Origin of the sequence: Kocuria sp. CPCC 205231, assembly GCF_040980965.1 — a bacterium.
GTDB lineage: Bacteria > Actinomycetota > Actinomycetes > Actinomycetales > Micrococcaceae > Kocuria > Kocuria rosea.
In genome coordinates this window covers 330854-342696 of sequence record NZ_JAVKPP010000002.1, presented here as the reverse complement: position 1 = coordinate 342696, position 11843 = coordinate 330854, and the positions used below count along the sequence as shown (strand labels likewise).

Here is an 11843-nt window from a genome sequence, read left to right as displayed (position 1 = left end):
GTGCTGATCAAGGACCGGCTGGCCCTGGAGCGGATGCGCACCATCGACGTGGTGCTCTTCGACAAGACCGGCACCCTCACCGAGGGCGCCCACGCGGTCACCGGCGCCGCCCCGGTCCCCGGCACCTCGAAGGGCGAGCTCCTGGCCCTCGCGGCGGCGGCCGAGGCCGACAGCGAGCACCCCGTGGCCCGCGCCATCGTCACCGCGGCCGCCCAGGACCCCGAGGCGCAGCGGCTGGGCCTGCGCGGCACCGACCTCCGGTCGGCCACCGGCCGCGGCGTCCGCGCCACGGTGGACGGCGCCGAGATCACGGTCGGCGGACCCAACATGCTGCGCGAGCTCGGCCTGTCCACGCCGGCGACGATCGCCGGTACCACCCGTGAGTGGGTGGCGCGCGGCGCCGGGGTGCTCCACGTCCTCCGGGACGGAGCGGTCATCGGTGCCCTGGCCCTGGAGGACAAGGTCCGCCCGGAGTCCCGCGCCGCCGTGGCCGCCCTGCAGGACAGGGGGGTGCGCGTGGCGATGATCACCGGCGACGCCCGCCAGGTCGCCGAGGCCGTGGGCGCCGAGCTGGGCATCGACGAGGTCTTCGCGGAGGTCCTCCCGCAGGACAAGGACACCAAGGTCGTCGAGCTCCAGTCCCGGGGGATGACCGTGGCGATGGTCGGCGACGGCGTCAACGACGCCCCCGCCCTGGCCCGGGCCGAGGTCGGCATCGCCATCGGCGCCGGCACCGACGTGGCCATGGAGTCGGCCGGGGTGGTCCTGGCCGGCAACGACCCCCGGTCCGTGCTGTCGATGATCGAGCTGTCGCGGGCCAGCTACCGGAAGATGATCCAGAACCTGGTCTGGGCCGCCGGCTACAACGTCGTCGCCGTGCCACTGGCCGCCGGGGTGCTCGCCCCGATCGGGATCGTGCTGTCCCCGGCCGTGGGCGCGGTGCTGATGTCGGCGTCCACCATCGTGGTGGCGCTCAACGCCCAGCTGCTGCGCCGCCTCGACCTCGCCCCGGCCCATCTGGCCTCCGTCGGCACCGAGGACCGCCGGGCCCCCGAGCAGGCCGGCACCGTCCCCGCCCGCTGAACCCCCCCCGACCCCCCGAGACCGAACCCCCGAACCCCCGAACCGAAGAGAAGGACACCCACCGTGAAGCGTTCCACCACCCTCACCACCCTCGCCCTGGCCTCGGCCCTCGCCCTGGCCGGCTGCGGCACCAGCGGCGCCCAGGAGGGCGCCGGCACGGCCGCGGAGACCGCTGCCCCCGCGGCCTCCGCCTCTGCGGCCACCAGCACCGGTGCGGCCTCCGGCGAGCCGATCGCCGCCGAGCACAACGACGCGGACGTGATGTTCGCCCAGATGATGCTCCCGCACCACGAGCAGGCCGTGGAGATGAGCGAGATGCTGCTGGCCAAGGACGACGTCCCGGCCGAGGTCGCCGAGTTCGCCCAGAGAGTCATCGACGCCCAGGGCCCGGAGATCGAGCGCATGAACGACATGCTCACCGCCTGGGAGGCCGAGCCCCTGGCCGACGCCGAGGACATGGACGGCATGGACCACGGCTCCGGGGCGGGCATGAGCGGGATGATGAGCGAGGAGGACATGTCCGCCCTCGAGGACGCCCAGGGCACCGGGGCCGCCCAGCTGTACCTGGAGCAGATGACCGTCCACCACGAGGGCGCGGTCGAGATGGCCCAGGAGCAGATCGAGCAGGGGCAGAACCCGCAGGCCGTCGAGCTCGCCCGCCAGGTGGTCGCAGACCAGGAGGCGGAGATCGCCGAGATGGAGCAGATGCTCCAGGAGCTGCCGGACGGTTCCTGACCGCCCCGGTGACCGGCGTCGTCGCCCACGGGCGGCCGCCGGCAAAAGCCGACCGACCGATCGAAGGAGGACCGCGATGATGTGGGGCGACGGCATGGGAGGGGGCATGGGCTGGATGTGGATCTTCTGGCTCCTGCTCGTCGTGGGCACGGTCGTACTGGTCGTCGTGCTCGTGAAGCTGCTCACCGGGAACTCGGGCGGCGGGACCCGGCAGGGCGGTTCCGCGCCGCCGACGGGTGCCGGCCCGCGCCGGTCCCGGGAGATCCTCGAGGAGCGCTACGCGCGCGGGGAGATCAGCACCGAGGAGTTCCGGGAGCGGCTGCGGACCCTGGAGGAGGGCGACCGGTGAGCCCGCTGACCCGCCGGCAGCTGCTGGCCCTGGGCGCGGCCGGCGCCGGCGCCGCGGCCGTGGGCGGGGCCGGGCTGTGGTGGACCGGCGGCGGGGGTGAGGCCATCGGCGGCGGCCGGGAGCTGCTGCAGCCCGAGGTGCTGTCCAGCCGGGACGGGGCCCTGGACCTGGCCCTGGCGGCGGCCCCCGCCCGGGTGCGGATCGGGGCGCGGACCGCGCACGTGCAGGCGTTCAACGGCTCCCTGCCCGGGCCCACCCTGCGGGTCCGCCCCGGCGACACGCTCCGGGTGGCGATGACCAACGGCCTGGACGACCCGACGAACCTGCACGTGCACGGTCTGCACGTCTCCCCGGAGGGCAACGGGGACAACCCCTTCGTGAGCATCGCCCCCGGGGACTCCTTCGACTACGAGTTCGCCCTCCCGGACGACCACCCGCCGGGCACCTACTGGTACCACCCGCACCACCACGGACACGTGGCCGACCAGCTCGCCGCCGGGCTCTACGGGGCCATCGTGGTCGAGGACCCCGACCCCGTCCCGGTGGCCCGGGAGCGGGTGCTGGTGATCTCCGACCTCACCCTGGACGCCTCCGGGGAGCCGGCCGAGGTGTCCCCGCCCGAGCGGATGATGGGCCGGGAGGGGCAGATCGTGCTGGTCAACGGTCAGGTCCGTCCCGGGGCCACCGCGGCACCGGGGGAGCGGGAGCTGTGGCGGGTCGTCAACGCCTGCCCGTCCCGGTTCCTGCGCCTGAGCCTGGACGGGCAGGGCCTGCGGCTCTCCGGCCGTGACGTCGGCCGGCTGCCCGAGGCGCTCGAGGTCACCGACGTGACCCTGGCGCCGGGCAACCGGGTGGAGCTGCTGGTGGACGCCCGGGCTGGCACCTCCGTCCTGGTGGCCACCCCGGTGGACCGCGGCAGCATGGACGGAATGATGGGCGGGGCCATGCCGGGGGACGGCCCCGGCAACGACGAGCCGATCGAGCTGCTCACCCTGGAGGTCACCGGGGACCCGGTCGAGCCGACCGGGCCCGTGCCCGCCGGGCCGGCGCTGCGGGACCTGCGCGAGGAGCCGGTCGAGGCCCGGCGCACCCTGGACTTCGCCATGGGCATGGGCATGGGCGGGATGATGGGCGGCATGCGCGGCCCCGGGCAGATGATGTCCTTCACGATCGACGGCCGGGAGTTCGACGCCGGGCGCACCGACCAGCGGGTCCGGGTGGGCACCGTGGAGGAGTGGACCCTGACCAACTCCAGCCCCATGGACCACCCGGTGCACCTGCACGTGTGGCCGATGCAGGTCGTGGCCGAGGCGGGCCGCGAGGTCTCCGGGCCGCAGTGGCAGGACGTGGTCAACGTCCCGGCCTTCGGGGAGGTGACGGTCCGGGTGGCCTTCGACGACTTCGCCGGCCGCAGCGTCTACCACTGCCACATCCTCGACCACGAGGACCTCGGCATGATGGGCACTCTCGAGGCCCGCTGAGGCCCGCTGAGGCCCGGCGAGAGTGGGGAAGCCCGGTGCGCGGATCCGCGCCGCGCCCGGACCGGCGCCCCGCCGGGCTCAGCCCATCGAGGTGAGGAGGTCGGCGCAGGCCTGCTCGCAGCGGCGGCAGGCCTCGGCGCAGACCTTGCAGTGCTCGTGCATCTCGGCGTGCTCGGCGCATTCGTCCCCGCAGGCCTTGCACGCGGTGCGGCACGCCTCGAGCAGGGCCCGGCCGACCTCGGCGTTGTTGCCGGTCTGACGGGAGAGTGCCTTGCCGGTGGCGGCGCAGACGTCGGCGCAGTCGAGGTTCTTGCGGATGCACTCGGTCAGCTCCGCGACCATGTCCTCGGCCAGGCAGGCGTCGGCGCAGGCGGTGCAGGTCTGGGCGCACTCGAAGCACGCCGCGATGCACTCGGCCAGCTTCTGCCGGTCGATGTTCCCCAGGTCCTTCGGGTAGGTCTCGAGCATCGAGGTCACGTGGGTCATGGTCTCGCTCCTTCGTCCGTCCTGCCGTGGTGCGGACCGGTCGGAACCGGACCGCCGTGCAACCGACAGTAAACTGCCGATCCGGCGTCGTGAAGTCCTGGGCGTTGAAGATTCCGTGAAGAAACCCCCGGCCACGGAGGGGGCGGACGAACCGGTCGGCGCCGGCCGCCGCTGCCGGTCACGCCGGGGCCGTCTCTCCGTCTCCGGCGCGTGCTCCGGCCTCGCCGAGCCGAGCGTCCCGCCTCCGCCGCGCTGACGGCTCAGCGGGTGCGGCGGGACACGGCGGGCGGGGGGCCGAAGCCGCTCACGGCGTCCCGCAAGGACGGCGGTGCGCCGTGCTCGGGCTGGTGGATCCGCTGCGGACCGCCGGAGGCGACCCAGCGGTTCAGCGCCTCCGCCCGCTGGACGTCCTCCAGCCCGCTCAGCCACACGGTGGGACCCACGTGCCCGCTGGGCCCGTCCCGCCGTGCGACGGCGACCAGCGCGGCCATCTCGCACCGGCCCAGGCACGGGGACGAGATCAGGACGGCCCCGGCCGTGCCCCTGACCACCTCCTGGAGGTCCTCCGCCTGCTCGGCGGTCCCGGTCATCCGGCGCAGGCCGGCGCACCGGTGACCCTGGCAGACCGCGACCAGGGGACCGCTGGCGTCGGTGCTGGTCCTGCGCGGGGCGCTCTTGCGGGTCATCGGGTGCCCTCCTGGGTCGGCGAACGAGGTGGCGGGCCGGCGGCTCCTAAACGCGCTGCCGCCGGTTTTGTTGTTGAGAATGAAACTCATTACCATAAGAACTCGTTGAGACCGGTTTTGGCAAGGGGGAAGCATGCGCGGTGCGACCGGAGTGGACGTGCGGGGGCTCGACGTGGCCCTGGCCGGACGGCCGCTGTTGCAGGGTGTGGGTTTCCAGGTGCCGCCCGGCCGGCGGGTGGCCCTGCTCGGCGCCTCGGGATCGGGGAAGTCCCTGACGGTGCTGGCCCTGCTGGGTCTGCTCGGGCACCGCTTCGGCGTGCAGGGCTCCCTGCGGGTCGCCGGCCGTGAGCTGCCGTGGCGGCAGGCTCCCGGGCGGCGTCCGGGAATGGCCGCGGTCTTCCAGGACTCCCAGGCCGCGCTGAACCCCGTGGTGCGCCTGGACCGGCAGCTGCTGCCCGCCGTGGCCCGCCGGCGCCGGCTCGGTGCGGCGGCCGCCGGCCGGGTCGTGGCGGACCTGCTCCACGAGGTCGGCTTCGAGGACCCGGCGCGGATCCTGCGGGCCCACCCCTCCCAGCTGTCGGGCGGGCAGCGGCAGCGGGTGTGCCTGGCGCTCGCCATGGCCGCCGCCCCGGACCTGCTGGTGGCCGACGAGCCGACCACGGCGCTGGACATGATCAGCCAGCGCCACGTGGTCGAGGCCCTGCGCCGGTGCACCGGCGCAGGCCGCGGCGGGCTGCTGTTCGTCACCCACGACCTGGCGGTCGCCGCCGATCTGTGCGACGACGTCGTGGTCCTGGACCGGGGACGGGTGGTCGAGTCCGGTCCGATCCGGCAGGTGGTCGGATCGCCGCAGGCGCCCTTCACGGCGGCCCTGGTCGAGGCCGCCCGCACCGGTCTCCGGTCCGCCGCGGCTCCGCCGGCTGCCGCCCCGCTGGGCGTGGCCTCGTGAGCCGGGCGGCGGAACCCGCCGCACTGCACGGTCTCGGGCTCACCAGGAGCTACGGCACGCGCTCCGGCGCCGTGGCCGCGGTGCGCGATGTCGACCTCGCGGTGCGCGAGGGGGAGTCGCTGGGCCTGGTCGGCCCCTCCGGATCGGGCAAGTCCACGCTGCTGTCCCTGCTGCTGGGCGTCGAGCGCCCGGACCGGGGCGAGATCCGCTTCGACGGCGTCCCCCTGACCGGCCGGCAGCAGATCCGGCGGGCCAGGCAGGCCGTGCAGTACGTCCCGCAGGACCCCGCGTCCAGCCTGGACCCGCGGCGCAGCGTCGAACGCCAGCTGCGGGAACCGCTGCGCCGCTTCCGCATCGCGGGCGACCACGCCCGCCTGGTCCGGGACGCCCTGGAGCGGGTCGGCCTCGGCGCCGAGCACCTGGGCCGGCGCGCCCACGAGCTCTCCGGCGGTCAGGCCCAGCGCGTGGCGATCGCCCGGGCCCTGGTGACCCGGCCGCGGATCCTCCTGGCCGACGAGGCGGTCAGCGGCCTCGACCTGCCGCTGCGCCACCAGGTGCTGGACCTGCTCCGGGAGCAGCACGTCCAAGAGGGACTGGGGCTGCTGTTCGTCTCCCACGACCTCACTGCGGTCCGCTTCCTCTGCCGCCGGGCGCTGGTGCTCGACCACGGGCAGGTGGTGGAGGGGGGCCCCGTCGACCGGCTGCTCGAGACGCCGCGCCACCCGACCACGCAGGAGCTGGTGGATGCGGTTCCGCACCTGGCCCCCTGAGCCGTCGGCCGCACCATCCCTGTCACCCACCACCGCTCACCCCCACCGAAAGGGCCTCCTGATGCCACCTCGCCCCTCTGCTCCCCGTCCCGCCCGGCGCCGCACCGGGCTCGGCCTCGCCGCGGTCAGCCTGCTGCTGCTCACCGGCTGCTTCTCCGAGGGCTCCGGCACCTCCTCCGCCGGGGGAGCCGGCGGCTCGACCGGCGCCCGGATCGAGCTCGCCATGCTGCAGCCGCCGCGCTCGGGGCTGTCCCCGCTGAGCGACGACGCCTTCAAGCTCTCCCGCTGGTCCACCGCCGAGACCCTGGTCCGGCTGGACGAGGCCGGGGACGCCCAGCCGATGCTGGCCACCGAGTGGGAGCAGCTCGACGACACCACCTGGTCCTTCACGATCCGGGACGGCGTCACCTTCCACGACGGCACCGCGCTCACCGCGGAGAACGCCGCCGCCTCACTCGCCCACGCGGTGGAGGCGGAGCCGGCCCCGCGCATCCTCGACGGGGTGGAGATGAGCGTGGCGGCCGAGGGCGACACCGTGCGGGTCACCACCGCCGAGACCGACCCGCTGGTCCCGCAGCGGCTGTCCAGCCCGCAGCTGTCGATCCTGGCCCCGGCCGCCTACGAGGGCGCCGCCGTGACCCCGGTGGGCCACGGCACGGGTCCGTTCGAGCTCACCGCCGTGGACGGCACCTCCGGGGCCACCCTGGAGCGCTACGACGACCACTGGGCCGGCGCCGCGGTCGCGGCCGGCATCGACGTGTCCTTCGCGCCCGACGGCACTGCCCGGGCCGCCGCGCTGCGCACCGGCGAGGCCGACGTCGTCGAGGCCGTGCCCGTGGGCCAGGCCGCCCAGGTCGAGGAGGACCTCCTCGAGGAGGTGCCGATGCCGCGCACCAACACGCTCTACCTCAACACCGAGGACGGACCGTTCGCCGACCCCGCCCTGCGCGCCGCCGCCCGGGAGGCCCTGGACCCGCGGCGCATCGTGGACGGGGTCTACGAGGGCCGGGCCGACGCGGCCGCGGGACTGCTGGGCCCGGCGATCCCCTACGCCGCGGAGGGCCGGGACACCGACGCCTACCGCGAGGCGCTGGCCGACCGCGCCGAGGCCGGGGACCCGGCCGGGCGGAAGATCACCATCGGCACCTTCACCGACCGGGCCGAGCTGCCCGAGGTCGCCGTCCAGCTCCAGCAGCAGCTCGAGGCCGCCGGCTTCGAGGTGGAGCTCGAGGTGCGCGAGTACCAGTACATCGAGGCCGACGCCCTGGACGGCGACTTCGACGCCTTCGTCCTCTCCCGCGCCACGGTGCTCGACTCGGGCGACCCAGTGGCCTACATGGTGAGCGACTTCGGCTGTGAGGGCTCGTTCAACCTCTCCCGGTTCTGCTCCGGGGCCGTCGACGACGCCCTGACCGCCGCGGAGCAGGCCGCTCCCGGCGAGGAGCGCCAGGAGGCGATCATGGCCGCCGAAGCGGCGATCCTGGCCGAGGACGCGGCGATCCCGATGCTCCACGAGCGCGTCATCCAGGGTGAGCAGGACGGCGTGGAGGGCGCGGTCCGCGATCCGCGCGAGCGCGAGCTGATCACGGCCGAGACCGCCGTCTCCGAGTGACGGGCCGAGTGACGGGCCGAGTGAGGGGACGGGGAGGGGCTGCGGCCCTGATCTCCCGCGCCGCGGCCTTCGCCGCCGTCGTCCTGCTGATCGGGGCCCTGCCGTGGCTCTCGGGCAGCAGCCCGGAGTACACGGTGCTGCGCGCCCGCTACGCGGACCGGCCGGCCACCCCGGAGGTGCTGGCCCAGATCCGGACCGAGCTGGGCCTGGACGGCGGCCCGGTGGCCGTCTTCGCCGACTGGGCGTCCGGCGTCCTCACCGGGGACCTCGGCACCTCCTGGATCAGCGGGCGCCCGGTCCTGCCCGGCGTCCTGGAGTCCATGGGGGTGTCCCTGACGCTGATGGGCGCGGCCCTGCTCGTCGCCCTGCTCGTGGCCGCCGTGACCTGTGTGCCCACCGTCCGCAGCGGGCTCGCCGGGCGCCCCGTCCGCGGGGCCGGGGCGGCGGCCGCCGCGCTGACCGCGCTGCCGGAGTTCCTGCTGGCGGCGGTGCTGCTGATCGTCGTGGCCGTCTGGGCGGGCTGGCTCCCGCCCTACGGATGGCAGGGGCCCGAGCACGTGGTGCTCCCGGCCCTGGCGCTCGGCCTGCCCGGGGGCGGGCTGATCGGCCGGCTGCTCTCGACCGCCCTGGCCGGCGCCTTCACCGAGCGCTGGGTGCACACCTGGGCCGTGGCCGGGCACTCCCGGCCGCGGATCGCGCTCGCGGCGCTGCACCGGGCCCTGCCCGGGGTGATCGGGCAGATCGCTCTCGTCGTCGTCGGGCTCACCGGCGGGGCGGTGCCGGTCGAGGAGGTCTTCGCGATCCCCGGCCTGGGCCGGACCCTGCTCGGGGCCGCGGCGGCCCAGGACATCCCCGCCCTGCAGGCGGGGATCCTGCTCCTGCTCGTGCTCGCCGCGCTGTGCGGTGCCCTGGCCGCCCTGGCCCGCCGGGCGCTGCTGGGGCCGGCCGCCCGCTCCGGGGACCTGCCCGTCCCCGGGCCGCCCCCGGGGCGGCGCCGGGCGTGGTGGACGGTGCCGGTCGTCTCGGGGGCCCTGCTGCTGTGGCTCGTCGTCGCCGGACTGCTCCGGGACCCCTACGCCTCCGCCCACTGGCGGCTCGAAGCGCCCTCCTGGGCGCTCCCGCTGGGGGCCGACGCGTCCGGCCGCGACGTGCTGGCGCGCGTGGGCCACGGCGCCCTGGACACCCTGGGCCTGGCCCTGGTCGTGGTCGCCGCCTGCCTGGTCATCGGTCTGGCCGTCGGGATGACCGGGACGTGGTCCACCGGGCCGGTCGAGGTCACCAACGCGGCACCGCCGATCATCGCCGGCATCCTCGTCGTGGCGGTGGCCGGCCCCTCCGCGGCCGGAGCCGCCCTGGCCGTCACCCTGGTGAGCTGGGCACCGCTGGCCGCCCACACCGCCGCCCTCGTGGCCGAGATCTCGGCCCGGCCCTACGTCCGGGTGCTGCCCCTGCTCGGGGTGGGCCGGACCCGCATCCTGGCCGGGACCGTCCTGCCCACCCTGCTGCCGGAGGTGACCCGGCACGCGGTCCTGCGCCTGCCCGGCACCGCCCTGGCCATTGCCGGCCTCGGCTTCCTGGGCCTGGGGCAGCAGCCGCCGGCCCCGGAGTGGGGGCTGCTGCTGGCCGAGGGCATCGGCTACGTCGAGCGCGCCCCCTGGACCGTGCTCGGGCCCGCGGGTGCCCTGGTGCTCGCCTCCGTCCTGGCAGTCTCACTCTCCAGCGCCGACGTCGCGAGGCGGACGGCCCGTCCTGGGCGGGGGCCTGCCGAGGCGGGACCTGCCGAGACGGGACCTGCCGCCACGGCGTCTCCTGCCGCGCTGTCCGTTCCGCGCCGGGGGGAGGGCGCCGTGCGGTCCGCCGTGCAGCCGGCGCGGCGCTGATCCCGGCGGCACCGGTCCGCCGCGGAACCGGTGCCGAATTGACCATCGTTCTCATTTTCTTGAGAATGGCTCTCATGAAACTTCGATCCACGCCGGAGGCACCGGCCCCCGCGGACCGCTCGGCGATCCGCACGGAGGACCTCACCGTGGTCCTCGGCGCCACTCCGGTGCTGCGCGGGGTCGACCTCGCTGTGGCCGAGGGCGAGGCCGTGGCCCTGATGGGCGGCAACGGCTCCGGGAAGTCGACCCTCATCAAGTCCCTGCTCGGGATCGTGCCCGTCGACTCCGGCGAGGCCCGGCTGTTCGGCGCCGACGTCACCGGCGCGCGCCGGGCCGTGCCGTGGTCGCGCATCGGCTACGTCCCCCAGCGCGTCGGCGTCGGCGCCGGGGTGCCGGCCACCGCGCTCGAGGTCGTGGCCTCGGGGCTGACGGGACGCCGGCGCCTCCGCCCCGGCCCCGGGGCCCGGCGCGCGTGCCTCGACGCCCTGGAGCAGGTGGGACTGGCCGACCGGGCGGGCGAGAGCGTGGCGATCTTCTCCGGCGGCCAGCAGCAGCGGGTGCTGATCGCCCGGGCGCTGGTGCGGCGGCCCCGGCTGCTGCTGCTGGACGAGCCCCTGTCCGGGGTGGACCAGGTCTCCAAGGAGGCCATGGCCCGCATCCTGGCGCAGCTGCAGGCCGACGGCACCACGCTCCTGGTGGTGCTCCACGAGCTGGGCGAGCTGGCCCCCCTGCTGGACCGCGCCGTGGTGCTGCGCCACGGGCGCATCGTCCACGACGGCAGCCCTCCGCTGCCGGCCCCCGGGCACGACGCCCCCGATCACGAGCACCTGCACCCCCACGGGGACGAGCACTCCGCCGTCCCGACCGCCCCCGATCTCCACGGAAAGCCCCAGTGACCATGATCGAGACCCTCGCCGCCATGCTGGCCAGTCCGCTGATGCAGCGCGGCCTGCTGATCGCCGCCCTCGTGGGCGTCTCCGCGCCGGTGATCGGCACCTACCTGGTCCAGCGGCGCCTGGCGCTGCTCGGCGACGGCATCGGCCACGTCGCCCTGACCGGGGTTGCTATGGGCTGGCTGGCCGGCTCGGCGGCCGGACTCACCCCGCACGACGCCCTCGCCGTGCCCGGGGCGGTGGTCGCCGCGGTCATCGGCGCGGTGCTCATCGAGGTGATGCGCACCAAGGGGCGCACCAGCGGCGACGTGGCGCTGGCCCTGCTGTTCTACGGCGGCATCGCCGGTGGCGTGCTGCTGATCGGGCTGGCCGGCGGCACGTCGGCGAACCTCACCGGCTACCTCTTCGGGTCCATCGCCACCGTCACCCCCCTGGACGTCTGGCTCACCGCCGGGCTGGCCGCGGTGGTCCTCGGCCTCGGGCTCGGACTGCGCCCGGCGCTGTTCTCCCTGTGCCACGACGAGGAGTTCGCCCTCGCCACCGGTCTGCCGGTGCGGGCGCTGAACATCATGGTGGCCGTCATGGCCGCCCTGACCGTCTCCGTGTCGATGCGCGTGGTCGGCGTCCTCCTGGTCTCCGCCGTGATGATCGTCCCGGTGGCCGTGGCCCAGCTGGTCACCCGCTCCTTCGCCGGGACCATGGGGACGGCCATGGCCGTCGGGGTCGGGGTCTGCGTCACCGGCCTGTCCATCACCTACTTCCACCCGCTGTCCCCCGGGGCCACGATCGTGGTGCTGGCCATCGCCTGCTACGTGCTGGCGCTGCTCCTCCGCCCCCTCCTGGGGCGCGCCCGGCGCCACGGCGCGCCGGATCGCCTCCACGACGTCGAGGACGACCTCCAGCTGCGAGGGGCGTGACC

General features: G+C 75.4%; 12 protein-coding genes. 10 read left to right on the top strand and 2 right to left on the bottom strand.

Features of this window, described 5'->3' with window-relative positions:
• From RF640_RS03230 to RF640_RS03215, 4 genes are all read left to right on the top strand, one after another.
• Positions 1 to 1083, top strand: a 1083-nt coding sequence (locus tag RF640_RS03230; RefSeq protein WP_368826585.1) for an HAD-IC family P-type ATPase, incomplete at its 5' end; no start/stop codon positions are given.
• 63 nt (positions 1084 to 1146) lie between these two features.
• Positions 1147 to 1818: a DUF305 domain-containing protein gene (locus tag RF640_RS03225; RefSeq protein ID WP_368826583.1), complete on the top strand. Its 672-nt coding sequence runs from the start codon at positions 1147 to 1149 to the stop codon at positions 1816 to 1818.
• Positions 1819 to 1894: 76 nt separating this feature from the next.
• On the top strand, positions 1895 to 2167 hold the full coding sequence (locus RF640_RS03220) for an SHOCT domain-containing protein (RefSeq protein ID WP_017831871.1): 273 nt from the start codon (positions 1895 to 1897) through the stop codon (positions 2165 to 2167).
• Positions 2164 to 3648, top strand: a complete 1485-nt coding sequence (locus tag RF640_RS03215) for a multicopper oxidase family protein (RefSeq protein ID WP_368826580.1) — start codon at positions 2164 to 2166, stop codon at positions 3646 to 3648. Before RF640_RS03220 ends, RF640_RS03215 begins: the two co-directional genes overlap by 4 nt.
• A gap of 78 nt (positions 3649 to 3726) precedes the next feature.
• Here RF640_RS03215 and RF640_RS03210 read toward each other — a convergent pair whose 3' ends face one another.
• Both RF640_RS03210 and RF640_RS03205 read right to left on the bottom strand, forming a co-directional pair.
• Entirely contained in the window at positions 3727 to 4134 is a 408-nt protein-coding gene (locus tag RF640_RS03210; protein WP_017831873.1) for a four-helix bundle copper-binding protein, read from the bottom strand.
• Between the two features lie 260 nt (positions 4135 to 4394).
• Entirely contained in the window at positions 4395 to 4820 is a 426-nt protein-coding gene (locus tag RF640_RS03205) for a hypothetical protein (RefSeq protein ID WP_017831874.1), read from the bottom strand.
• 133 nt (positions 4821 to 4953) lie between these two features.
• On the opposite strand from RF640_RS03205, the gene RF640_RS03200 reads away from it, so the two are divergent.
• From RF640_RS03200 to RF640_RS03175, 6 genes are all read left to right on the top strand, one after another.
• Positions 4954 to 5769, top strand: a complete 816-nt coding sequence (locus tag RF640_RS03200; RefSeq protein ID WP_368826578.1) for an ATP-binding cassette domain-containing protein — start codon at positions 4954 to 4956, stop codon at positions 5767 to 5769.
• The gene (locus RF640_RS03195; RefSeq protein ID WP_368826577.1) at positions 5766 to 6539 is read left to right on the top strand and encodes an ABC transporter ATP-binding protein; all 774 of its coding nucleotides are present in this window, start codon (positions 5766 to 5768) and stop codon (positions 6537 to 6539) included. Before RF640_RS03200 ends, RF640_RS03195 begins: the two co-directional genes overlap by 4 nt.
• Positions 6540 to 6600: 61 nt before the next feature.
• Positions 6601 to 8151, top strand: coding sequence for an ABC transporter substrate-binding protein (locus RF640_RS03190; RefSeq protein ID WP_368826576.1), 1551 nt, complete (start codon positions 6601 to 6603; stop codon positions 8149 to 8151).
• 20 nt (positions 8152 to 8171) lie between these two features.
• Entirely contained in the window at positions 8172 to 10031 is a 1860-nt protein-coding gene (locus RF640_RS03185; protein ID WP_368826575.1) for an ABC transporter permease subunit, read from the top strand.
• A 74-nt stretch (positions 10032 to 10105) separates the two neighbouring features.
• On the top strand, positions 10106 to 10927 hold the full coding sequence (locus tag RF640_RS03180) for a metal ABC transporter ATP-binding protein (protein WP_017831879.1): 822 nt from the start codon (positions 10106 to 10108) through the stop codon (positions 10925 to 10927).
• 2 nt (positions 10928 to 10929) lie between these two features.
• A complete protein-coding gene (locus RF640_RS03175; RefSeq protein ID WP_035924571.1) occupies positions 10930 to 11841 on the top strand; it encodes a metal ABC transporter permease in 912 nt (303 codons plus the stop codon).
• The last annotated feature ends 2 nt before the right edge of the window (positions 11842 to 11843 follow it).